Genomic DNA, 24,334 nt, shown 5'->3' with positions numbered 1-24,334 from the left:
ACATTTGTTGCGTGAACTTGTTTTCTGTTACGACAGAGCAAGACATAGCCGAAAAAGTGAAAGTATTTCGATTTAGGCTACGAATAAGCCCTAGACTATGTAAAACCAGCCCAATTAGTTGACCTTATTAATTGGTATTCTGGTGAGGAGAATAATATGACAGCAATGTTGTCCGGTGCGGAGATGGTTGTTCAATCTCTGATCGAAGAAGGCGTAGAACAAATTTTTGGGTACCCTGGCGGTTCCGTTTTGGATATCTACGATGCGCTTCATGCTAAGACAGATCAAATTAAGCACGTCTTAGTTCGTCATGAACAAGCGGCTACCCATATGGCAGATGGCTATACCCGTGCCACTGGCAAGCCAGGCGTGGTTCTGGTGTGCTCTGGTCCCGGCGCGACCAATACTGTGACAGGTATTGCAACCGCGTACATGGACTCGATTCCAATGATCGTGATTTCAGGTAACGTACCTAATAACCTGATTGGTAATGATGCTTTCCAAGAATGTGACATTGTCGGTGTTTCGCGCCCTATTGTTAAGCACAGCTTCTTGGTTAAGAAAGCGGAAGATATTCCTGAAATCATGAAGAAAGCTTTCTATATTTCGACGACAGGGCGTCCTGGCCCGGTTGTTATTGATCTGCCGAAAGACGTGATGAATCCGCAGGTCAAATTGCCATACGAATATCCTACCAGTATTGCAATGCGTTCATACAAGCCAACCACAACGGGCCATAAAGGTCAGATCAAAAAGGCTTTGAAGGCATTACTAGAGGCGAAAAAGCCTGTTCTTTACGTCGGTGGCGGCGCTGTTATTTCAGAAGCTGATGAGCAGCTTCTGAAGTTATCAGAGGCGTTAAACCTACCTGTTGTCAGCACTTTAATGGGGTTAGGCGCCTTCCCAGGTACGCATAAAAACTCGCTTGGTATGTTGGGGATGCACGGTGTGTATGAGGCCAATATGGCGATGCACAACGCAGACTTAATTTTTGGTATCGGTGTGCGATTTGATGATCGAACCACCAACAACCTAGAAAAATATTGTCCGAATGCCAAAGTGATGCATATTGATATCGATCCGTCGTCTATCTCGAAAAACGTCAAAGCAGATTTGCCTATTGTTGGCTCAGCAGAGAAAGTTCTGGCGAGTATGGTGTCACTCTTGGAGGAGCAAGGCTCCACCAACGATGGTGAAGCACTACAAAGCTGGTGGGATGATATCCAGACTTGGCGTGATCGTGAATGTTTGTCTTATGAATCCACGCCTGAGCGTATTAAACCTCAACAAGTTATTGAGGTTCTGCACAAGCTGACAAATGGCGATGCGTACGTTGCTTCTGATGTGGGTCAACACCAAATGTTCGCAGCGCTCTACTATCCGTTTAATAAACCACGTCGCTGGATTAATTCTGGTGGTCTAGGCACGATGGGCTTCGGTTTGCCAGCTGGTCTAGGGGTTAAATTTGCTAAGCCTGATGAAGAGGTCGTAGTGGTGACTGGTGATGGCAGTATCCAGATGAACATTCAGGAGCTGTCGACGGCGTTGCAATACGATATCCCAGTTAAGATTATTAACCTAAACAACCGTTTCCTAGGCATGGTGAAACAGTGGCAAGACATTGTTTACCAAGGAAGACATTCTAACTCATATATGAGCTCCGTTCCGGACTTTGTTGCGATTGCAGAAGCATACGGACATGCGGGAATTCGCATTGAAACGCCAGACCAACTTGAGTCTGGTTTAAAACAAGCATTAGAAATGAAAGATCGTTTAGTGTTTGTGGATATCAATGTTGATGAAACTGAGCATGTATACCCAATGCAAATTAAAGGCGAAGGTATGGACAAAATGTGGCTAAGCAAAACGGAGAGAACGTAATATGAGACACATTATTTCACTGCTGATGGAAAACCAACCGGGTGCATTATCTCGAGTGGTAGGTCTGTTCTCACAACGTGGTTACAACATTGAGTCGTTAACGGTGTCACCGACAGATGATGAGACGCTGTCGCGCATGAACATCACTACGATTTCGGATGACATGCAGCTTGAACAGATCCAGAAACAGCTCAATAAGCTGATTGATGTATTGAAAGTTCAGGAAGTTACCGAACTTGATCATATTGAGCGTGAGCTGATGATGGTTAAAGTGAAAGCCAGTGGCTTTGCGCGCGCAGAAGTCAAGCGCACAGCAGATATCTTCCGTGGTCAGATTGTTGATGTCACCGCTTCTCAATACACGGTTCAACTAGCGGGTACCAGTGAAAAGCTGGATGCGTTCATTCAAGCGATTTCAGAAGTGACTGATGTCATTGAGGTTGCGCGAAGTGGTGTGGTAGGGATTGCACGCGGTGAGCGTTCACTGAAGCCTTAACTTGATATTAGTTGTGAAAGAAAAGCCTTAGTTATGGACTAAGGCTTTTTTGTTTAAGGACTATTTGTTGAGAAAGCTAACTGCTTTGTCTGGGAAATCGGTAAACAGGCCATCTACTTTGACCTGATTGTAGAAGACATCCATCATTCCCTCGAAGCTATCCGTATAACTCGGAATACGGCCAGGATCGGCTCGGAAAGTGTATGGGTGAACATCTAGGCCTGCTGCTTTTGCCTCTTTCATCAAAGGTTTGATAATAATGTTGTCTTTGGTTGATTTATCATCGACCAACATTGGTTTCCAAGGGCCAATGCCTTCAGCGTACTTGGCAACTTCCTTCATTGCGCCTGATTCGAACATCCAATCATAGCTATACGGGGTTGCCGTGTCGCCTTTGTAGACCATGGTTTCGTTCCAGTCAGTGTAAGCCATCAGTTGCACTAACTTGAGATCCATGTCCATACTAGGCATGAGTTCATTGTTGATGCGTTTGAGCTCATTGGCGTCAAAGCATTGTAGGTAGACTTTGTCATCCTGACTGTCATAGCCGTACTGTTTTAATAACTTGAGTACCGCAGAAGAGATGTCTTTTCCTTCATGGCGGTGGAACCATGGAGCTTTGATTTCAGGGTAAATACCAATATCGTAACCAAGCGTTTTGTTGAGCCCTTGAATGAGCTCAATTTCTTCAGCGAGAGTAGGGACGCTGAAGTCGGATTTCCACATTGGAAAACGGGTCGGATAACCCGCAACTTTATTACCATTGTCATCAATATTGAACCCTTCTGTCACTTTTAGGGTTTTGATTTCTGCGAGCGTAAAGTCAATGGCATAATAGCGGCCATCAGCGCGAGCACGATCAGGGTAGCGCTCTGCTACATCGGTGACTCGATCTAAGTAATGATCATGGAGGACAACCAGTTGATCGTCTTTAGTCATGACAACATCTTGTTCGATGTAATCCGGTTTCATTGCGTAAGCCAAAGCTTTAGCTTCTAGAGTATGTTCTGGCAGATAGCCTGATGCGCCGCGGTGAGCGATGACTAGAGGCTTAGCCAAAGCTCCAGCAGATAGACTAAGAGCCAGAAATGTAGCGCAAACTGACGTTGTTTTCATTCTTCATTCCTTGATTAAAATAAGGCAGCTGTACTGCCTCTTTGATGAGTATTAAGCGAGTGCTGCCTTTTCGGCTTCTTTCTGTTTATGGTGAGCACGTTCGCCAACAAATGCATAAATTAGACAAATAATAGATGCGATACAAGATGCGACCAGAATGATAAATCCACCATCCCAGCCAAAGTGATCCACGGTGTAACCCAGAATCGCGTTAGCTGCAACCGCGCCGCCAAGGTAACCAAATAGTCCGGTTAGACCTGCAGCCGTACCTGCGGCTTTTTTCGGTGCAAGTTCAAGAGCATACAAACCGATCAACATCACCGGACCGTAAATCAGGAAGCCAATGGCAACCAGCGCCATCATGTCTACCGCAGGGTTACCGGCTGGGTTGAACCAGTAAACCAAGACCGCAACTGTCACTAAGGCCATAAAGAGGATACCGGCTGGAGCGCGGCGACCTTTGAACAGCTTGTCGGAAATCCAACCACACAATAAGGTGCCAGGAATACCCGCCCATTCGTAAAGGAAGTAAGCCCATGAAGATTTATCAACCGTGAAATCTTTTGCTTCTTTGAGGTAAACCGGCGCCCAGTCAAGCACACCGTAGCGAATGAGGTAGACAAACGCGTTCGCAATGGCGATTGACCAGAGTAGTTTGTTAGAAAAAACGTACTTAAAGAAAATTTCTTTGGCCGTCATTTCCTTTTCATGCGATTTATCGTAGTCGTCTGGGTAGTCGTTTTTGTACTCTTCAATGGGCGGTAAACCACAGGATTGTGGCGTGTCGCGAACTGTCATCCAGATAAAGATGGCAACTAGCGTGGCGAAGAAAGCAGGAACGTAAAAAGCGGTACGCCAGTCGTCATTGAATGCCCACAGGCCAAGGATAAAGAGAGGACCAATTAGGCCACCGCCAACATTATGAGCGACATTCCATACCGAAACGATTTCCCCACGTTCTTTACGAGACCACCAGTGCACCATAGTTCGACCACAGGCAGGCCAGCCCATCCCTTGGAACCAACCGTTTAGGAAAAGCAGGATGAACATGGCAGTGATACTACCGGTTGCCCAAGGCATGAATCCGAAGCAAAACATGATCAACGCCGACATCAGCAAGCCACCACTGAGGAAATAGCGCGGGTTTGAGCGATCAGAGACGCTACCCATTAAGAATTTAGATAAGCCGTAAGCAATTGAAACTGCCGCTAAAGCAACACCAAGATCGCCACGGCTAAAGCCTTGTTCAATTAGGTAGGGCATTGCCAAACTAAAGTTCTTGCGAACTAAGTAATAGCCAGCATAGCCAACAAAAATACCGATAAAGAGTTGCCAACGTAATCGGGAATAAGTGCTGTCGAGCTTATCGGAAGATAAGCGGTCGATGTGCGCCTTAGGTTTGAAGATTCCAAACATAGGGACCTCATTGTTATTGTGCGATGGTAAGTAAAGGGAAAGTGAACGAGCAAAATTAATTTCGTTCGAAAGCGTTGGGCATTGTATGAATAATGACAGTTATTTCTGTGATAAATGTTGCATAAATATTAATATTTTCGAAAATACAGAAGGTTAGTGTGAAAAAGTTCGACTTGGATTCCGTAATAGATCAGTTGCGTGATAGTTCAGAAATACATCAACGAACTGCTTTTGTTCCTAAGGGAACATTATGACTCGATACTTTTTGAGGGGAGAAATGTGAGTTAACAAAAAGCCACTGCAATAGCAGTGGCTTTGATAGCGTCGAGGTTTAACTTAGTGAAGGATACGTGCGCGTAGTGTGCCTTCAATACCTTTGAGTTTCTTAAGTGCTTCTTCAGAGCGGCTGGTTTCAACATCAATGACGACATAACCGATATCGGCGCTGGTCTGCAGATACTGACCCGCGATGTTGATGCCTTCTTCTGCGAAGATAGTATTAATTTGAGTCATGATACCTGGGCGGTTTTTATGAATGTGCAACAGACGCGAACAATCACGATGCTCAGGTAAAGAGACTTCAGGAAAGTTAACACTGGAAAGCGTTGAACCATTGTCAGAGTATTTCGCCAGTTTACCCGCTACTTCTACACCAATATTCTCCTGAGCTTCCTGTGTAGAGCCGCCCACGTGTGGGGTAAGGATAACATTGTCAAATTTTTGCAGTGGCGATTCAAACGGGTCTGCGTTAGTTTTAGGCTCGGTTGGGAATACGTCAATCGCAGCACCAGCAAGATGACCAGATTCCATCGCATGACAAAGTGCTTCGATATCAACTACAGTGCCACGCGCTGCGTTGATGAAAATCGCCCCCGGTTTCATACGAGCAAATTCTTCTGCACCCATCATGTTTTTGGTGCCCGCGGTTTCTGGAACGTGCAGAGAAATTACATCACATTTGTTGAGTAGCTCACTCATGGTATGCACTTGAGTTGCGTTACCAAGTGATAGCTTGTTCTCAATATCGTAGAAGTAAACACGCATCCCTAAGTTTTCGGCGATAATACCCAACTGCGTGCCGATGTGGCCGTAGCCGATAATACCTAAGCGTTTGCCTCGTGCTTCGTACGAGTTATCGGCGCTTTTCTTCCAGATCCCACGGTGTGCTAGGGCGTTCTTTTCTGGAATCCCGCGTAGTAGAAGTAGGACTTGACCGAGCACCAATTCCGCTACACTGCGTGTATTCGAGAATGGGGCGTTAAACACTGGAATACCGCGAACGGCGGCTGCATTAAGATCGACTTGGTTGGTACCAATACAGAAACAGCCAATCGCGACTAACTTTTCCGCTGCGTTGATCACTTCCTGCGATAGGTTAGTGCGGGAGCGAATACCGATGAAATGCACATCCTTTACCGCTTCTAGCAATTCGTCTTCCGGTAACGAGCCTTTGTGGTATTCAATATTGGTGTAACCAGCAGCCTGCAGTACTTCTACCGAAGATGGGTGAAGACCTTCAAGCAGGAGGATCTTAATTTTGTCTTTTTCCAGTGAAACTTTGGCCATTGTCTTCGTCCTTAAAATGGAAATTTGGGGCTTAACTGGCGCACAAGCGATGTAATGTTATTAAAGCAAACGTTTTGTTAGCAAAAAGCCTGACGCAAACGTTTTCCTTGTGCGTCTTCTGCTCACTAAGTTAACAAAAAAAATACACTTTGGGTAAGAAAATTACGGAATAAGGAATAATTTTTATAGGATAAAAGACGAAAACGACACCTAATGGTGCCGTTTGTAATGAAATAACCGAAACTAGCTTCAATTAATCTTCGATTTTAGCCCCCTGAGGCGTGCCAGTGATCACCACGTCCGCACCACGGTGAGCAAATAAGCCAACCGTCACAACACCTGCGATAGCATTGATTTTATCTTCCATTTCTTTAGGGTTGGTGATCTGCATGCCATGCACATCCAGGATAACATTGCCGTTATCTGTCACTACACCTTCACGGTACACAGGGTCGCCACCAAGTTTAACCATTTCACGAGCAACGTAAGAACGCGCCATTGGGATGACCTCTACAGGTAGCGGGAACTCACCCAGAACGTCAACAGCTTTGGTACCATCTACGATACAGACAAACTTATCTGAAATAGCGGCAACAATTTTCTCGCGTGTTAGCGCCGCGCCACCACCTTTGATCATGTCGCGCGCTGCGTTGATTTCGTCAGCACCGTCAACGTAAACATCTAAGTTCGATACTTCATTACAGTCGAAGACTTCAATGCCTAAACCTTTCAGTTTTTCAGTTGATGCTTCTGAGCTAGAAACCGCACCTTTGATATCGTCTTTGATTGTACCGAGTGCATCGATGAAGTGATTTACCGTAGAGCCTGTACCAACACCGACAATGCTGTCTTTTTCAACATACTTAAGTGCTGCCCAACCAGCTTCTTTCTTCATTTCATCTTGAGTCATGCCCATCTCCTGAATGAGGTTTGAATTTAACGTTTGCGGCGCGATTATATAACCAATCTAAGGCTATTCCCAATCCCAGATCTGCTTTGGTGTCACTATTTTTGGTAAAGGCACATCCCAAGATTCAGTGGGCAGTTGCTCGACCTGTTGGCAATCATGCGCGAGGCCTATGGGTTTAGGCCCAGATTGATGATGGAACCAAGGCTCCAACGTTCGGTCGTAGTACCCTCCACCCATACCGAGACGATGTCCATGGTCATCAAACGCGACTAGTGGAGTACAGATAAGGTCGAGCTGACTGACGGGAATAATTTGAGTTTGGTCTAGCTTAGGTTCTTGAATCTTATAACGATTAAGTACCATAGGTGTTTCAAGGTCGTAGCGTAGAAACAACAAATGTCCGGCTGAAAATGGGTGGATAACAGGGAGGTAAATCGTTTTTCCTTGCTGTCTCAACCAGTCAATTAGTGGGGCGGTATTGATTTCACCGTCAGCAGACAGGTAAAGGGCAATGTGTTGAGCTGAAGAGGCTTCCGGCAATTGAGCAAATTGGGCAATTATATCCAACCCCGCTTTTTGCTGGGTTTCATCATTGAGTTGATTGCGCTTGGTGCGGATTAGTTTTCTGAAATCTTGTCGAGAAAGAATCATAAGAGTACCCATGGTTGTTGGGTACCGAGGAGGATACCCCAGAGTGCCGTTGGAGATTTTGACCCTTGAACCAGCTGGTTCAAGGCGGATCAGCAATGATAGCCGTAGGCTTCTCGGTTCAAGCCGAGCTTGCTCAATAGCTATCAAGTACCAACCCTTAGGGATTGCTTATCGGCTCAGGGACTTAATCCCCTCACGAACACTCCAGGGTAAATTCTTGTTTGGCGGTAAAGGCTATTGCTGTCCTGGCTTTACTTTACTTAGTGCATCACTGAGTGATGTGGTGAGCCTTTCCAATTGCTCATTTAACGCATTTTTTTGCTGCTCATCTACTGTATCACGGCTTTCGAGCTCATGACAGACATTCAGAGCGACAAAGGTGAGCAGTTGAACTTCGTTGGTAATCTTTGTCTTGGCAGCCATGTCTTGTAAACGCTCATCAAGGTGCTGAGCGGCGTTACGTAAAGACTCTTCCTGTCCAGATGGGCAGTTAACCCGGGTTAGTTTGCCTAAAATTTCGACTTCAACTGCTTGATTACTCATACCGACTCTAAATGCGTTAGTAGGGGTGATATGCAGACAATCACCGAGGAGGAAACTATAGGAAAAGGCTTGTTAAGATTCAAGCTTTTCCCAATCAAGGTGCACAAATCATGACGCAATAACACAGTAATTGGGCAAATTGTATAAAAGCTATCCACAATTGCGCAATCGCTCGTTTTCGCTGGTCTTGGTAAATGGTAGGATTGGCCTTATTTAGCAAATTTAGGTCTCTTTCATGAGCGAACGCAATCTTCCAGAATACCTGACATTGGCAAGTGAACTTCAGTCTGCTGGTCTGGCGGTGAACCCTGCGGAACTGCATGGCCTCTTAGCGGGAATGCTGAGCGGCGGTTTAAGTCTGACAGACAAAAGCTGGCAACCGCTAATTTTTGATTATACCAATGATGGTATGGGTTGGCCTGCTAAGTCACTGCAATTGGCTCAGGCGACATTGGACGCAACCATCGCTGAATTTACCGGTTCAGGCATGGATATCTCAATGTTGATCCCTGATGAAGATGCCAGTGCAAGCCTGTTTGATACCGCTGACGGTGTCGCGGAATGGGTGAATCACTACATTTCTGGCTTAGGCCTTGTGAATGCCGATCTGAAAAAGGCCTCGACGGACGTTAAAGAAGCGTTGGCCGATTTAGAAGAGATTGCCAAGCTGGGCATCGATGAAGATGACGATATGCAAGAGCAAGCTCAGCTGCTAGAGCAAGTGATTGAACATGTTAAAGCGTGTGCGTTGACGATCCACGCTGAATTTGGCCAAAAGCCGGTAGAGCAGAAGGCTCCAACCATCCATTAATCAGGACTCCCCATGAAGCAGTTTGATGTTGTAATTGCTGGTGGCGCAATGGCGGGCATGACGCTGGCACTGGCGATTAATAAACTCACTCAGCAATCGCTGTCTATCGCAGTTGTTGAGCCTTACCAAGTCGACCATCAGGCTCACCCAGGCTTTGATTCTCGCTCTATTGCTCTGTCTTACGGTACCGTCAATATTCTAAAGCAATTCGGGTTGTGGGAAGACATTTCAACCTTCGCGACGGCTATTCGCCATATACATGTTTCTGACCGCTCTCACGCAGGTATGACTGAGATTGATAACCTCGAGGTTGGCGTTGAAGCTCTGGGCTACGTAGTCGAATTAGCGAATGTTGGCCGTCTCTATCATGAAAAGGTCGCTCAAGACCCTAATATCACTTTGCTGTGCCCTGCCTCGGTTAATCAGATTGAACGACAGCAGCAATGCGTTCACATTAATCTAGATGATGGTCAAACCATTAGTGGGAAACTGCTAGTGGCGGCGGACGGTGCGATTTCGACCTGCTGTCAGCAAATCGGACTCGATTTTAACGAGCACGATTTCGAGCAAGTCGCAGTTATTGCTAACATTAAGACGGCAGAGCATCACCAAGGGCGCGCTTTCGAACGCTTTACCTCTTCAGGCCCTGTAGCTCTCTTACCAATGAGCGAACATCGCATGTCTTTGGTTTGGTGTGTAAGGCCAGATGACGCTCAGCGTATTCTGTCGCTCGATGATGATGCCTTTCTACAAGATCTCCAGCACGCATTTGGTTGGCGATTGGGGAAATTGGAAAAGGTCGGCCAGCGGGCTGCATATCCATTATTGTTGCGCTATCGAGAGCAGAACACATCGCATCGATTTGTCATTGTTGGCAATGCAGCACAAACATTGCACCCGATTGCAGGGCAAGGGTTTAACCTTGGAATTCGTGACGTAGCGACACTGGCCGAGTCGATAGCCAATCATAGCGGCGATCCTGGAGATTATTCGGTACTGAGCCAATTTAAACATCGCCGCGAAAACGATCGTAGTGCGACGATTTCACTGACATCGTCTCTGGTTCATATTTTTTCTAATGATTATCTCACACTACGTATTGGTCGAAATCTCAGCTTGGCCGCGATGGACAACATTCCGGTGTTGAAAGCGCCTTTATTAGCAAGAACTTTAGGCTTAGTTGCTCGATAGCAGCTTGAATGAGGATTGAATTCAGATGATGCAAAGTGTTGATATTGCAATTGTCGGTGGTGGCATGGTTGGCCTAGCTTTGGCTGCAGCATTTAAAGAGACCGATTTACGTATTGCGGTGATAGAAAGCCGAGTACCTGAGAGCGAATTAGCGGACTTACCGGATGTTCGCGTGTCAGCCCTAAGCCGTTCAAGTGAAAATATATTACGTAATGTAGGGGCTTGGAATGGCATTGTAGAGCGCCGTGCCGCACCATACTCGGCGATGGAAGTCTGGGAACAAGACAGCTTTGCTCGAATTGAATTTGATGCGCAAAAGCTTGCTCAACCCGATCTCGGACACATTGTTGAGAATCGTGTGATTCAGCTATCACTACTTGAGCAGGTGAAGCAGCAGTCGAATGTCAGTTTGTTTATGCCTGCACAGTGCAACGCTATGGCGGTTGGAGAAAGTGAAGCTTGGCTCACTTTGGACAATGGTCACGCATTGACGGCTAAACTGGTGGTCGGTGCGGACGGTGCCAACTCTTGGGTGCGCAAACAACAGGATATTCCGTTAACGCACTGGGACTATGGGCATAGCGCTGTGGTTGCGAATATCTGGACTGCAGAAACCCATGACAAAGTAGCACGTCAGATCTTTACCCCACAGGGACCTTTGGCTTTCTTACCTATGGGAGAAAGTAATATGAGTTCGATCGTTTGGTCTACAGAGCCGAATCGCGCAGAGAGTTTAGTAGCGATGTCCAATGAAGAGTTCAATAAGTCACTGACGGCTGAATTTGACGCTCGACTAGGATTATGTGAAGTCGTTGGTCAACGTTTCGCTTTCCCGCTCAAAATGCGTTACGCACGCGATTTTGCTGTTGAACGAGTCGTTCTAGTGGGGGATGCTGCACATACTATCCATCCATTAGCAGGTCAGGGTGTGAACCTTGGTTTACTTGATGCGGCGAGCCTAGCGCAAGAAGTGATGACCTTGTGGCGCAAGGGTGAGGATATCGGCACCAAGCGTAACCTACGTAGTTATGAACGCTGGCGTAAATCCGAAGCGGCAAAAATGATTGCTGCGATGCAAGGCTTTAAAGATCTGTTTGCTGGTGATAACCCTGCGAAGAAGCTCGCGCGAGGTATTGGCATGGCTTTGGTCGGACAATTGCCAGGAGCGAAAGATGAAATCATGAAACACGCCCTTGGTTTAAAGGGGAATCTTCCTGCATTAGCGCAATATCATGAAGCGACCTTACCTTGATGATATCTTAAATGACAAAGGGTTGGCGATTGCCAACCCTTTTTAATTCTTGCCTACGCATATGCACAGCGTAGTCTCATAATTTCCTGATTCACTTCCTTGACCGTTTGGAAATGTCGCCGTTCGGCTTTTTCCGGTAAGACAAGCTTACCGTTATCAAATTCAAACTTACCAATACCGTAGATATAAATTCTTCCCTTAAATAGCCGACTTACGTGTTTAGCAATCATACCTGGTGTATAGCGCTTAAACAGTCTCATAGAGTAATCCTTATGTTTAGCAAGCACTGCAAAGTATACGATTTTCCGCCTGTTATTTATGTGATTATGGTGGAGGAATATGCAGTAAAATGAGTTTGTTTGGATATTTGTGTTGTTGTGTGCAAAACAGCCGATAAATATCCACTTTATTGTGATGATTACCTCACTTATGTTCTGTGGCGGGAACTCATCTTGGTTAATCATTCAACACAATAGTTAAACCAAGATTTATGACATTTATAAGATTAGATTATTTTTTAAATAATATGCCAGCTTACGGTAAATTTTTTGTATAAAAAAAGCCCGCATAATTGCGGGCGAATAGTCACAGATGCATTACACAAAAAGTGGATGTCCAGAAACAATCAGTGGATTCACTTTTTCGTTGGAGAAGGATTTGTGTGTTTACTACTATTCAAACGCTCAGCTGCTAAACACACCAAGCAATACATCATAATTCGCTCGCACTTTAACCAACGAAAATAAGCATAAACTAAAATATTATTTTTGACTATGTATGCCTTATATTTGAATAATAATTTAAATTGAACATATTTCTTATTGAGATCTTTGTCACATTTAGGTGCAATTTTTATGACGTGATACAAGAGGATTTGAAAGGCTTATCAACGGCAGATGTCTGCAAGTACTGGATTGCAGAGACGAATGAGATCATCTCGTGCTAATGCTATCCCTGCCATGTTGGAGCCGCTGCTTATGGTCACTGTCTCCTCATTCAGCAGTCGACGATCAAATATGATTGGCATCTCTACTAGCAAGAGTAGGGGGTTACCGTGCCAATCTGGTAGCCGGTCAGTTCTTCAACCATGGAGAGATCAACACAGGTCATTCGGCGGCAAGCGAGCAACGCTCGCACTTTTTGGGGTCAACAGATTGATCACCTGGCGTACAAGCCAGCGCATACAAATCGCCCATATCGCGCAAAAGCATAGATTTGACCATTTGAGCAGGTCTCACTCCTCGCTGATGAGCGGCGTCTTCAATCGTGGTTGCAGGGGTACGGTGGGGAAGAATGCGGAAAGATACCCGCTGCTCGGTTAAGTAGCGGGTCAGTTTCGTCTCAAACTTATTCGTCATCTTCGAGAGAATATGGCAGTGCTTGCATTGTCCAGATCGAATCTGGCGCCTCTTTCAAACGGAATTGTGTATCAGAATCAAGGTTGTTTGGCAGTACGATGAGGCCGATAGAGATGCCGTCATTGAAGCGGTAACTGCTCATCAACTGACCAGCGCTGCGCCAATTGTCACCAACTGAACGTTCTATTTCAGCTCCGACTTTTATTTCGTCATTGGAGCGTCCTTTAAGTATTTGTAACGCGCGCTTGTTCATACCGCGGTACTTGGCACGAGCAACCGTTTCTTGGCCTGTGTAGCAACCTTTGCTGAAGCTTATTCCACCCAGAGCTTGTACGTTAATCGCTTGGGGAATATGTTCGCTTTGTTGCTCTTGTGTGACTGCAGGTATAGCGGCTTCAATATCCAGTCGAGTCCAGATATCTTCATAAGCTTTGGTCGCATTTATCGACTGGCACAATTGTTCCGCAGTCGTGGCATCTACAGCCAGCAACCAGCGTTGGTTATCGATTTTAATCGCGGTCCCCCCATCAATTGCTCGAACATCACCGCTTTGTTGTGAAAGATCTTCAATGATATGGGTTGCTTTCTCGCCAATTAAGCCCAGTAAGACATCAGTACTTTGTGTGAATTCTATTTTGGAGAAAATGGCGTATTTTTTGAGTTCGGCGAGCTCAGTCTCAATGGCTGAATTTGGCTGTAGCATTGCGTAACCGCCTCGATGGTGGAACAAACGGAATACACTCCAGACTTTTCCTTTTGCATCACAATGCGCGCCAAACGTAGCGGTATCTTCGGCTAGTTGAACAACATCGCAGGTAACCTGACCTTGTAGATAAGACTTTTTATCATCGCCTAGTGCGGTGATCATTCCCCACGATGTGAGGTGGGTGAGTACGAGCTCGGGAAGAGAGTCATTGCTAGAAAGAGAAAGGGGAGCAAAGTCGTGTTGCCATTCCATGATGTTTACCTGAATGCTATCGAATAGTGCTATGTTAGCGCTTAAACACTAATGGAAACAACCTTTCAGATGTATGGTTTTTTACAGTAAATGCCCGAGCTACCTCTGGAGTGTGACTGAGTTAGTAGTTGTGGGCAACTTTGATTGTTACACTCGGCGCCTACAACCGAACAGGTGAGGAATGAGAATGTACACCACCGAAGAAAAAGCGCGAATTAAATGGGCGTGTCGTCGTGGAATGCTAGAATTAGATGTTGTCATTATGCCTTTCTTTGAAGAATGTTTTGAAGAATTGAAAGACAATGAACAGCGGGATTTTGTGTCTCTGCTTGAGTGTGATGACCCCGATTTGTTTACTTGGATTATGGGTCATGGTCGCAGTGAAAACTTAGGTCATGCCTCTATGGTCGACAAGATTGTTGCCCACAACCTCAGTAAAGTGCGTTAGGCTCTTAGCTTCAACGTCATTTGTTTCGCAACAGGTCAACTTCGGTTTGCTGATGTTGGCCTGCTGTTTTTTGATTGCCTCCGAATTACCTCTGATACCTACTATCTTTACGGTGATGCTAATCCTTAAATATCACAGTCAAACCAACTGGCTTGTTGAACCGATGCAAGGGCGTTTGGTTTTCTCCTCCGCTAAATCATGCGAAATCGATAATGAGTCTATGGAGATCCAAAGAAGTGTCTTGAGTTTAGCCGTATTCGGAGTCCTTATTTGGTCCAAAAGCGGCAGCAAACACATTATTTGGCGAGACAGTGTGAGCGAAGAGCACTACCGGCAGTTATTAGTGATGTTAAAAAGGGAGCGCTAAGCTCCCCCATGATTAACCGTTGATTTTCTCTGGTTCAAGGATCGTTGGACCGCTGTCTGGGGCGAGCCCTGGATAATCGAGTGTATAGTGTAGGCCTCTGCTTTCTTTGCGCTCCATTGCACAACGGACCATCAACTCAGCAACTTGAAGTAGGTTACGCAGTTCAAGTAAGTTGTTAGACACTTTGAAGTTGCTATAGTACTCGTGCGTTTCCTGTTGCAACAACTGAATACGACGTAGCGCACGTTCAAGGCGTTTGTCAGTACGAACAATTCCCATGTAATCCCACATGAATAAGCGTAATTCGTGCCAGTTGTGCTGAATCACGACCTCTTCATCAGAACAGCTAACTTGACTTTCGTCCCATGCTGGCAGAGAAGGGGGAGTTTGGCAGAATCCATTCGGCGGATAATATCGTTCGCTGCCGACCATGCATAGACGACACACTCTAATAATGAGTTTGACGCCATTCGGTTAGCGCCATGCAATCCGGTATAACTCACTTCTCCAATGGCATACAGATGAGAAAGGTCCGTTTCACCTTGCTTATTAACCATGACCCCTCCGCAGGTATAGTGAGCTGCTGGTACGACAGGTATGGGCTCTTTGGTCATATCGATTCCAAGGTCCATTAAGCGTGTGTAGATTGTCGGAAAATGCTTTTCGATGAAGTCTGCCGGTTTATGACTGATGTCCAAATACATACAGTCTGCACCAAGGCGCTTCATTTCGAAGTCAATCGCACGTGCGACGACATCACGGGGCGCTAATTCTTCTCTTTGATCAAAATCTGGCATAAAGCGAGTACCATCCGGCCGACGCAGGTAAGCCCCTTCGCCTCTCAGAGCCTCGGTCAGGAGGAAGTTTCTCGCTTCAGGATGATACAAACAAGTTGGATGGAATTGGTTGAATTCCATGTTTGCGACTCGGCAGCCTGCTCGCCAAGCAATGGCAATACCATCACCAGAGGAAACGTCTGGGTTGGAGGTGTACTGATAAACCTTCGAAGCGCCACCGGTTGCGAGGACCACAAATTTTGCTCGAACCGTTTCAACATGTTCCTGATTTCGGTTCCAGATATAAGCACCAACAATTTTTTGATTGTCGCCACCGACTTTATCTTCACAGATTAAATCGAGGGCATTATGTCGTTCCAATACCGTGATATTGGGGTGGCTGTGCGCATTATCTTGCAAGGACGTTTGCATGGCCATGCCTGTAGCATCGGCGGCATGTAGAATTCTACGATGGCTATGGCCACCTTCACGTGTCAGGTGGTAGCGTGGTTTTTCGTCGCTGTCGCCATCTTCTCGATCAAATGGAACCCCGCCATCAATGAGCCACTGAACACACTCTTTCGCATTTTCAGCGATAAACTCAACGGTTTCTTGCTCACATAGACCAGCGCCAGCTATTAGCGTGTCCTCTACATGCGACTCAATGCTATCTGATTCGTCAAAAACAGCAGCTATCCCTCCTTGAGCGTAAAACGTGGCGCCTTCGCTTCTCGGCCCCTTACTCAATACAATGACTTTGCCATATTCCGCGACACGTAACGCTAAAGACAGACCGGCTGCGCCACTACCCACCACTAACACATCACATTGATGTTCACGGTTTGCGTTCATAAAACTTTTAAATTCCCGAGTTAAGTTGTACTGGCGCCAATCCAACATTTTAGCGTCAGCAACAGAGCGGTCTCGCTCTCCAAATCAATTTTAAAATTGCAACATGGACCCTGAAAAAAACAGAGTTAGCTCACTATAGTAGCACTGGAGTGCTTGCAATTCTTCGTAAATAACATTGCTTTTGAACTCTTTCGTCCCCACAATCTGGAACAGAAGTTACTGGTCCATCACTTCCCAAATAAAATTCGAAGAAAGTTTGAACTTTATATTCATTACAGAGTCACAATAGTGCTCAAGTAAGCAGTGGTGTCAATACTACATTTTGCATAATTAATGCTCATATCTGTCAAGATAGGGGTTAATAACAATAGGAGTACCCGCTCGAATGAACGAGCAGCTGACCGATCAGGTGTTAATTGAGCGAGTTCAGAGTGGAGATAAGCAAGCATTTAATTTGTTGGTCACAAAATACCAAAACAAAGTATGTAATCTTATTTCTCGCTACGTCAATAATCCAGGGGATGTGCCTGACGTAGCACAAGAAGCATTTATTAAAGCTTATCGTGCTATACCAAGTTTTCGTGGCGAAAGTGCCTTCTATACTTGGTTGTATCGAATTGCTGTTAATACTGCGAAAAACCATATTGTTGCTCAGGGCCGTAGACCGCCTGCGCAAGATGTGGATACTGAAGAAGCTGAATATTACGAAACTGGTAGTGCATTAAAAGAAATTTCGAACCCTGAGAACTTAACGTTGTCCAAGGAATTGAAACAAGTAGTTTTTAGTGCGATCGAAGCACTACCTGATGACTTAAAAACCGCAATGACGTTGCGCGAGCTTGATGGCTTGAGTTACGAGGAGATCGCTGCGGTGATGGATTGTCCTGTTGGAACGGTACGTTCGCGTATCTTCCGAGCTCGTGAAGCGGTTGAAAAAAAGATTCAACCTCTTTTGCAACGCTAGTACCAGTAACGTTAATGGTGAAAAGAATGGCTGACAAAGAGAAACTTTCAGCACTCATGGATGGAGAGTTGGTCGATAAGGCTTTAATCGGTGAATTAGAGCAAGACCAAGCTAGCCTACAAATCTGGAAAAATTACCATTTAATTGGTGATGTGATGCGAGGTGAAGCGCCGGAAAAACCGGAGTGGAATATTGCAGACAGCGTTGCTCTTGCGCTAGAAGACGAACCAGCGCATTCAACGTTTACTGCTGGCAAAATCGCTGACATAAACCGTATAGAATCACAACCAACGCCTTCTCAAGCTCGCCGGCAGCTTCCAGCATGGCTGAGTCAGTTTGGCCAAGTAGCCGTTGCGGCCTGTGTGTCACTCGCTGTCATTTTGGGTGTTCAACAATATAGTGGTAGTGATCCTAGTCAACCAGAAACAGAACAGTTGCCTGTTCTGCAGACGATTCCATTTACTGGCAGCGCTGAACCAGTGAGCTTGACACGTTTTTCGGTAGAGCAGCAGACTGCTGCAAGTGAAGCTAACATCCAAGAGCAGCGCCGTCGAATTAACGCCATGCTGCAAGACTATGAATTACAGTTGCGTTTAAACAGCGACAGTGCTGCAGAGCATAACGACAACCCAGAAACGGTAGTTGAATGAGAAAATTTCTGATCAGTGTGCTGACACTGTTCAGTTTGAGCTCGCCACAAGCCTTTGCAGAAGAAAAACCTGCAGAGGCTTTGTTGCATCAAATGAACGAAGCCAGTCAGCATCTCAATTATGAACTGTCTTATATTCTGATTAAGAAAAACAGCATCGAACCTTTACTTTATCGTCATGCTCGTAGCGAAGATCAGCAACTTGCTCATCTTGTATATCTTAGTGGACCTGTACGTGAAGTGATTCGCCGAGGTGATGAGGTCAGCTACATAGAGCCAGGTGTTGAACCGTTTACCATAGAGTCCGGTAATATGGTTGCCCCAACTATCCCGCTTCTAAATGCCGATGTTGATGAACTGAGTGGCATTTACGACTTTATCCAAGTGGGTCGAGCGCGTGAAGCGGGAGCGGCATGTCAGGTATTGAGAATCGCACCGAAAGATGGGCTACGTTATTCTTATATCCTGTGGATCGATGAGCAAACTAAACTTCCACTAAGAGCGGATCTTGTGGATCGTGATGGCGAGGTTCTAGAGCAGTTTCGCACGATTTCTTATAGCGTGAACGATCAGATTTCAGATATCTTGAGTCGACTCAATACCGTCAAATTGCCGGACGTGCTCTCTTTACCCAAAGGGGAGCTGGAGGAAAGCTTTTGGACGGTTGGCTGGATTCCGAAAGGATTTGAGTCTAAAGAATTGAATCGTTATCGAATGGCGAACACCAACCGTATGGTTGAGACACAGATGTATAGTGACGGGCTGTTTAGTTTCTCTGTTTATGTGTCAGCGAGTGACAATTATTCGCTTAAAGGTCAATTGGTTCGTCAGGGACGTCGTACACTTCATAGCTTTGTAAAAGGTGATAAAGAGATCTCAGTGATCGGGGATATCCCACCAGCAACCGCTAAGCGCATAGCGCAATCTGTTACCATCAATAAACAAACGAGTACCAAGTAATGATGACCGCGTTAGCGACAGTATCGGCAGTAAAATCAGGGCCTAAAGGCTATGATGTTGAGCTGAATTGCGAACAGCAAACCAGCTGCAGTAGTTGTTCATCGCAAAAAAGCTGTGGTACTGGCATTGTCTCGAAAGCGGTGGGGAACAAATCTCTGCACTGGCATCTAGTGACGAGTACAAGAGTTAAAGAAGGTCAGGTTGTGGAAATCGGCTTACCAGAGAAAAGCCTACTGCAATCTGCTGCCGTCGTTTATTTGGTTCCGCTGTTTGCCATGATTTTAGGCGCAGTTCTAGGGCAGTGGCTATTCGCCCCTATTTTAGGTCTTGGTGAAGGTATTGCTATCCTGACATCTGCTATCTTTACTATGGCAGGCATTTATGGTGCCAAAAGTTTGGCCAGTAATTTTGAACGCCAGTCGCTACGAGAAGTCATACTACTTCGGGTTTTGGGAGATCCAATTAGCTAGTGCGAAGTGCACAGAAATTGGGTAGAATCTGCCAACTTGATTGAAACGCCGTCAAAAGACGGCTTTCTTATTTCCCTATTTTAAAGAGTTTAGTCACACCAAATCATGAAGCACATTCGTAACTTTTCGATTATCGCCCACATCGACCATGGTAAGTCGACCCTATCAGACCGTTTGATCCAAGACTGCGGTGGATTGAGTGACCGTGAAATGGCAGCTCAGGTTCTGGACTCCATGGATCTTGAACGTGAGCGTGGCATCACTATTAAATCTCAAAGTGTGACACTCAACTATACCGCTAATGACGGTGAAACTTATCAATTAAACTTCATCGATACACCAGGACACGTTGACTTCGCCTATGAAGTTTCTCGTTCTCTAGCAGCATGTGAAGGTGCGTTGCTGGTGGTTGATGCGGGTCAGGGGTTGAAGCTCAGACTTTGGCGAACTGCTATACCGCGATCGAAATGGATCTGGAAGTGGTGCCAATTCTGAATAAGATTGATCTACCAGCTGCGGATCCTGAGCGAGTAGCAGAAGAGATCGAAGAAATTGTTGGCATCGATGCGATGGAAGCAACCCGCTGTTCAGCTAAAACGGGCCTAGGTATTGAAGATGTACTAGAAAACATCGTCTCTGCGATTCCGGCACCAGAGGGTGACCCAGAAGCACCATTGCAAGCTTTGATCATTGACTCTTGGTTTGATAACTACCTAGGTGTGGTGTCTCTGGTCCGTATTAAAAATGGCGTCCTGAAGAAGAACGATAAGATCAAGGTGATGAGCACTGGCCAAGTTTGGGGTGTGGATCGTCTTGGTATCTTCACACCTAAGCAGGAAGACACGACGGAACTGCGAACGGGTGAAGTTGGTTGGGTTGTCTGTGGTATCAAAGATATCCTAGGTGCGCCTGTTGGTGATACGCTAACGCTGGCAAAGCATGGTTGTGATGAGCCGCTGCCAGGGTTTAAGAAAGTGAAGCCTCAGGTATATGCTGGACTGTTCCCAGTCTCTTCGGATGACTACGAAAACTTCCGTGATGCCCTAGGTAAACTGAGCCTAAACGATGCATCTCTGTTCTATGAACCAGAAAACTCTGCTGCACTTGGCTTTGGCTTCCGTTGTGGTTTCCTTGGCATGCTGCACATGGAAATCATCCAAGAGCGTCTAGAGCGTGAATACGATCTCGATCTGATTACCACGGCGCCAACGGTAGTGTACGAAGTAGAGCAAACGGATGGTGACATTCTTTACGTTGATAGCCCAGCTAAGCTACCAGCAGTGAATGATATCGAAGAAATTCGTGAGCCGATTGCACGTTGTAATATCCTTGTACCTTCTGATTACTTAGGTAATGTGATTACTTTATGTGTTGAGAAGCGCGGCGTTCAGGTTGATATGGTGTATCACGGTAACCAAGTTGCGGTGACTTACGATATTCCGATGGCGGAAGTGGTACTCGATTTCTTTGACCGTTTGAAATCAACGTCTCGTGGTTATGCGTCTCTGGATTACAATTTTCAGCGTTTTGAAGCGTCTAACATGGTTCGTGTGGATGTACTCCTTAACGGTGACAAAGTGGACGCATTGGCATTGATTACGCACAAAGATCACTCTCAAACTCGTGGCCGTCAGCTCGTAGAGAAGATGAAAGAATTCATTCCACGTCAGATGTTTGATATTGCGATTCAGGCGGCGATTGGTAACCATATTATTGCGCGTTCAACGGTTAAGCAGCTACGTAAGAACGTAATTGCAAAATGTTACGGTGGTGACGTGAGCCGTAAGAAGAAGCTACTGAAGAAGCAGAAAGAAGGTAAGAAACGTATGAAGCAGATCGGTAACGTAGAGCTGCCTCAAGAAGCCTTCTTAGCCATCTTACACGTAGGTAAAGATTAATTTGTTGGGTAACGACTCAATATAAGAACTTGTTAAGTGAAAGGGTTTCGGCTCTTTCACTTTCGTATTTTTGAGGTAAGGGAAGTCAATGGCAAATACATTTTCACTGATCTTGGTTATTGTCACTCTAGTCACTGGTATTGTTTGGGTGTTGGAAAAACTGGTGTTTGCGAAGCAACGTCAGGCTAAACTCGCTGCTGTTGAAGCTCAAACAAACGGACTGGATACTGCAACGGTTGAACAAGTGGAAAAGCAACCATGGTGGATTGAAAACAGTGTTTCAATTTTCCCTGTTATTGCTGCTGTCTTGGTATTGCGCTCGTTTATCTATGAACCGTTCCAAATCCCTTCAGGTTCAATGAAGCCGACCTTATTGGTTGGAGATTTCATCCTGGTTGAAAAATACGCATACGGTCTGAAAGACCCTGTGTGGCGTACACAACTTGTTGAAACGGGTAAACCAGAGCGCGGTGACATCGTAGTATTCAAATACCCACCTCAGCCAAACATTGACTATATCAAGCGTGTTGTTGGCCTACCGGGTGATACTGTGCGTTATAGCAGCAAGAAAGAAGTCTGTGTTCAACCGAAAGGTGAGAGCCAATGTACTCAGGTACCGTTGTCGAATGTGGAAGAAAGCCCATTTATCCAAGATGGTGTGCCACTGATTCAACTGAATGAAAAACTGGGTGAGGTTGAACACCAAATTTTGGTGAACCCATTACGCCGTGATCGCGTATCGGCTTATCAGCCACGTGCTGGTGTTAATGAGTGGGTTGTGCCGCAAGGTCAGTACTTTGTGATGGGTGATAACCGTGACAACAGTGCAGACAGCCGCTACTGGGGCTTTGTTCCAGAGGCGAATCTGGTTGGTAAAGCAGTAGGTATCTGGATAAGCTTTGAGTTCGAACGCAGTGCAGATAGCGTTTTACCATCATGGATTCCAACTGGTGTTAGGTTTAACCGCATCGGTGGTATTAACTAAATTTTCCTCATAGTTGATATCACAGCGTTGTGACTGCATAAATCCACCGCAACGCCGGCCACCCAAATTACATAGAATCTCTATGCTAATAGGGTTGGATTTATTTGTCGCCTAGCCGTGAAATCAACTATTTAGAAAATTCGAAATTATTAATGAGAGAGCATGAATTCTCCTATTGCCAAACTAGAGAAAAAGCTCGGCTATCAGTTCAATGATGCAGAGCTTATTAACTTAGCACTGACTCACCGCAGTGCTCATGGAAAACACAATGAGCGTCTTGAGTTTCTGGGCGATTCAATTTTAAGTTTTGTCATTGCTGACGATCTTTATCACCGATTCCCTAAAGTGAATGAAGGGGACATGAGCCGCATGCGTGCGACACTTGTTCGTGGCAACACGCTGGCGGAGCTAGGTCGAGAATTCGAACTAGGAGATCACTTAAAATTAGGTCCAGGTGAATTGAAGAGTGGCGGTTTCCGTCGTGATTCAATTCTAGCTGATGCTGTTGAAGCTATCATAGGTGCAATCTACCTAGACAGTGATATTGAAGTGGTGCGTGGCATTATCCTTAGCTGGTATAAGCAACGCCTTGAAGCGATACAGCCGGGTGTTTCTCAGAAAGACCCTAAAACGCGTCTTCAAGAGTTCCTGCAAGGACGAAGAAAACCACTGCCGGTCTACACAGTGACTAATATTAAAGGTGAAGCACACAACCAGCAGTTTACTGTGTCGTGTGAAGTCGCAGGTGTCGGATCGCCTGTAATAGGTAAAGGCACCAGCCGCCGCAAGGCAGAACAAGCGGCTGCTGAACTAGCACTAGAGCAACTGAGCAATGACTGATTCAACTGACAACAACGAATTTGATATCGATGCGTTTTTCTCATCGAGTGACGAGCAAGCAAGTACACCAGAAAATCAACATTGTGGTTTTGTGGCGATCGTTGGTCGTCCGAATGTAGGTAAATCAACGCTACTGAATCGAATTCTTGGACAAAAAATTTCGATCACTTCTCGTAAGCCGCAAACAACGCGTCACCGCATTATGGGGGTAGACACCGAGGGTGATTATCAGGCGATTTACGTCGATACACCTGGTCTTCATATTGAAGAGAAGCGGGCAATTAACCGTTTAATGAACCGTGCGGCTAACTCATCATTGAGTGATGTAAACCTAGTATTTTTCCTTGTTGACGGTACTCATTGGACTAGCGACGATGAGATGGTACTGACTAAACTGCAGAAGTCGAACTTCCCAGTGGTTTTGTGTGTCAATAAGGTTGACAACGTACAAGATCGCAATGACGTCATGCTACACATGATGGAGATGTCGAAAAAGATGGAATTCGTAGATGTGGTGCCTATCTCCGCGAAGCAAGGCAAAAACATCGATGTACTGCGTAAACATGTTCGTCACCATCTACCACAAGCGACACACCATTTCCCAGAAGAGTATGTCACTGACCGTTCTCAGCGCTTTATGGCATCGGAAATTGTACGTGAGAAACTCATGCGTTTTACTGGTGAAGAGTTGCCTTACTCTGTGACGGTGGAGATTGAACGTTTTGATTACAATCCTGAAACCGATGGTTTCCATATCAATGCGTTAATTCTGGTTGAACGTAATGGCCAGAAGAAAATGGTGATTGGCAAGGGCGGCGAGAAGATCAAAACGATTGGTCGTGAAGCACGTCTAGATATGGAAGAGCTGTTTGGTCGCAAGGTTTACCTAGAAACGTGGGTGAAAGTGAAATCTGGCTGGGCCGATGATGAACGAGCACTACGTTCTCTTGGTTACATCGACGATCTGTAATTTTTG

Annotated in this window: 21 protein-coding genes, 1 other RNA gene and 3 pseudogenes; 14 read left to right on the top strand and 11 right to left on the bottom strand. The window is 45.7% G+C overall.

Features of this window, described 5'->3' with window-relative positions:
- Window positions 1-156: 156 nt before the first annotated feature.
- On the top strand, window positions 157-1,881 hold the full coding sequence (locus KW548_16095) for an acetolactate synthase 3 large subunit (protein QXX06545.1): 1,725 nt from the start codon (window positions 157-159) through the stop codon (window positions 1,879-1,881).
- Between the two features lies 1 nt (window position 1,882).
- On the top strand, window positions 1,883-2,377 hold the full coding sequence (gene ilvN / locus KW548_16090; protein ID QXX06544.1) for an acetolactate synthase small subunit: 495 nt from the start codon (window positions 1,883-1,885) through the stop codon (window positions 2,375-2,377).
- 60 nt (window positions 2,378-2,437) lie between these two features.
- On the opposite strand, the gene glpQ is transcribed toward ilvN, so the two are convergent.
- From glpQ to zapA, 7 genes are all read right to left on the bottom strand, one after another.
- Window positions 2,438-3,493 (bottom strand): glycerophosphodiester phosphodiesterase, encoded by a 1,056-nt coding sequence (gene glpQ / locus KW548_16085; GenBank protein QXX06543.1) that lies wholly within the window; start codon window positions 3,491-3,493, stop codon window positions 2,438-2,440.
- 51 nt (window positions 3,494-3,544) lie between these two features.
- Window positions 3,545-4,909 (bottom strand): glycerol-3-phosphate transporter, encoded by a 1,365-nt coding sequence (gene glpT, locus KW548_16080; protein QXX06542.1) that lies wholly within the window; start codon window positions 4,907-4,909, stop codon window positions 3,545-3,547.
- A gap of 336 nt (window positions 4,910-5,245) precedes the next feature.
- Window positions 5,246-6,475 (bottom strand): phosphoglycerate dehydrogenase, encoded by a 1,230-nt coding sequence (gene serA / locus KW548_16075; GenBank protein ID QXX06541.1) that lies wholly within the window; start codon window positions 6,473-6,475, stop codon window positions 5,246-5,248.
- Between the two features lie 253 nt (window positions 6,476-6,728).
- Entirely contained in the window at window positions 6,729-7,385 is a 657-nt protein-coding gene (gene rpiA / locus KW548_16070; protein QXX06540.1) for a ribose-5-phosphate isomerase RpiA, read from the bottom strand.
- 63 nt (window positions 7,386-7,448) lie between these two features.
- Window positions 7,449-8,036 carry a 5-formyltetrahydrofolate cyclo-ligase gene (locus KW548_16065; GenBank protein QXX06539.1) on the bottom strand — a complete coding sequence of 196 codons (588 nt, stop codon included), beginning with the start codon at window positions 8,034-8,036 and terminating at the stop codon, window positions 7,449-7,451.
- A gap of 31 nt (window positions 8,037-8,067) precedes the next feature.
- Window positions 8,068-8,250: non-coding RNA, 6S RNA (gene ssrS, locus KW548_16060), on the bottom strand.
- Between the two features lie 20 nt (window positions 8,251-8,270).
- Window positions 8,271-8,579 (bottom strand): cell division protein ZapA, encoded by a 309-nt coding sequence (zapA, locus tag KW548_16055; GenBank protein ID QXX06538.1) that lies wholly within the window; start codon window positions 8,577-8,579, stop codon window positions 8,271-8,273.
- Window positions 8,580-8,814: 235 nt separating this feature from the next.
- On the opposite strand from zapA, the gene KW548_16050 reads away from it, so the two are divergent.
- From KW548_16050 to KW548_16040, 3 genes are read left to right on the top strand one after another with little or no spacing between them, the layout of a single operon-like run.
- Window positions 8,815-9,390, top strand: coding sequence for a YecA family protein (locus tag KW548_16050; GenBank protein QXX06537.1), 576 nt, complete (start codon window positions 8,815-8,817; stop codon window positions 9,388-9,390).
- A gap of 12 nt (window positions 9,391-9,402) precedes the next feature.
- Window positions 9,403-10,581, top strand: a complete 1,179-nt coding sequence (gene ubiH, locus KW548_16045) for a 2-octaprenyl-6-methoxyphenyl hydroxylase (protein ID QXX06536.1) — start codon at window positions 9,403-9,405, stop codon at window positions 10,579-10,581.
- Window positions 10,582-10,606: 25 nt separating this feature from the next.
- The gene (locus tag KW548_16040) at window positions 10,607-11,833 is read left to right on the top strand and encodes an FAD-dependent 2-octaprenylphenol hydroxylase (protein QXX06535.1); all 1,227 of its coding nucleotides are present in this window, start codon (window positions 10,607-10,609) and stop codon (window positions 11,831-11,833) included.
- A gap of 53 nt (window positions 11,834-11,886) precedes the next feature.
- On the opposite strand, the gene KW548_16035 is transcribed toward KW548_16040, so the two are convergent.
- From KW548_16035 to ygfZ, 3 genes and pseudogenes are all read right to left on the bottom strand, one after another.
- Window positions 11,887-12,093 carry a DUF1107 domain-containing protein gene (locus tag KW548_16035; GenBank protein QXX06534.1) on the bottom strand — a complete coding sequence of 69 codons (207 nt, stop codon included), beginning with the start codon at window positions 12,091-12,093 and terminating at the stop codon, window positions 11,887-11,889.
- Between the two features lie 626 nt (window positions 12,094-12,719).
- Window positions 12,720-13,191, bottom strand: a pseudogene (locus KW548_16030) (YbaK/EbsC family protein).
- Window positions 13,181-14,149, bottom strand: a complete 969-nt coding sequence (gene ygfZ / locus KW548_16025) for a tRNA-modifying protein YgfZ (protein ID QXX06533.1) — start codon at window positions 14,147-14,149, stop codon at window positions 13,181-13,183. Before ygfZ ends, KW548_16030 begins: the two are co-directional and overlap by 11 nt.
- Window positions 14,150-14,336: 187 nt before the next feature.
- Here ygfZ and KW548_16020 point away from each other — a divergent pair, with 187 nt between their 5' ends.
- The gene (locus KW548_16020) at window positions 14,337-14,597 is read left to right on the top strand and encodes a succinate dehydrogenase assembly factor 2 (protein ID QXX06532.1); all 261 of its coding nucleotides are present in this window, start codon (window positions 14,337-14,339) and stop codon (window positions 14,595-14,597) included.
- A gap of 379 nt (window positions 14,598-14,976) precedes the next feature.
- On the opposite strand, the pseudogene nadB reads toward KW548_16020, so the two are convergent.
- Window positions 14,977-16,592, bottom strand: a pseudogene (gene nadB / locus KW548_16015) (L-aspartate oxidase).
- A 385-nt stretch (window positions 16,593-16,977) separates the two neighbouring features.
- Here nadB and rpoE point away from each other — a divergent pair.
- The 8 genes and pseudogenes from rpoE to era all read left to right on the top strand — a co-directional run bounded on the left by rpoE (window position 16,978) and on the right by era (window position 24,328).
- Window positions 16,978-17,556 carry an RNA polymerase sigma factor RpoE gene (gene rpoE, locus KW548_16010; GenBank protein ID QXX06531.1) on the top strand — a complete coding sequence of 193 codons (579 nt, stop codon included), beginning with the start codon at window positions 16,978-16,980 and terminating at the stop codon, window positions 17,554-17,556.
- 26 nt (window positions 17,557-17,582) lie between these two features.
- Entirely contained in the window at window positions 17,583-18,206 is a 624-nt protein-coding gene (locus tag KW548_16005; GenBank protein QXX06530.1) for an anti-sigma E factor, read from the top strand.
- Window positions 18,203-19,165 carry a sigma-E factor regulatory protein RseB gene (gene rseB / locus KW548_16000; protein QXX06529.1) on the top strand — a complete coding sequence of 321 codons (963 nt, stop codon included), beginning with the start codon at window positions 18,203-18,205 and terminating at the stop codon, window positions 19,163-19,165. The genes KW548_16005 and rseB overlap by 4 nt, the downstream gene beginning before the upstream one ends.
- Window positions 19,165-19,635: a SoxR reducing system RseC family protein gene (locus tag KW548_15995; GenBank protein ID QXX06528.1), complete on the top strand. Its 471-nt coding sequence runs from the start codon at window positions 19,165-19,167 to the stop codon at window positions 19,633-19,635. The genes rseB and KW548_15995 overlap by 1 nt, the downstream gene beginning before the upstream one ends.
- A gap of 105 nt (window positions 19,636-19,740) precedes the next feature.
- Window positions 19,741-21,533, top strand: a pseudogene (lepA, locus tag KW548_15990) (translation elongation factor 4).
- 88 nt (window positions 21,534-21,621) lie between these two features.
- Window positions 21,622-22,518 (top strand): signal peptidase I, encoded by an 897-nt coding sequence (gene lepB / locus KW548_15985; GenBank protein ID QXX06527.1) that lies wholly within the window; start codon window positions 21,622-21,624, stop codon window positions 22,516-22,518.
- A 162-nt stretch (window positions 22,519-22,680) separates the two neighbouring features.
- On the top strand, window positions 22,681-23,358 hold the full coding sequence (rnc, locus tag KW548_15980) for a ribonuclease III (GenBank protein ID QXX06526.1): 678 nt from the start codon (window positions 22,681-22,683) through the stop codon (window positions 23,356-23,358).
- Window positions 23,351-24,328 carry a GTPase Era gene (gene era / locus KW548_15975; protein ID QXX06525.1) on the top strand — a complete coding sequence of 326 codons (978 nt, stop codon included), beginning with the start codon at window positions 23,351-23,353 and terminating at the stop codon, window positions 24,326-24,328. The genes rnc and era overlap by 8 nt, the downstream gene beginning before the upstream one ends.
- The last annotated feature ends 6 nt before the right edge of the window (window positions 24,329-24,334 follow it).

Origin of the sequence: Vibrio neptunius (genome assembly GCA_019339365.1) — a bacterium.
Taxonomy (GTDB): Bacteria; Pseudomonadota; Gammaproteobacteria; order Enterobacterales; family Vibrionaceae; genus Vibrio; species Vibrio neptunius.
The sequence above is the reverse complement of the archived record's forward strand: the minus strand, read 5'-3'. Positions and strand labels throughout refer to the sequence as shown.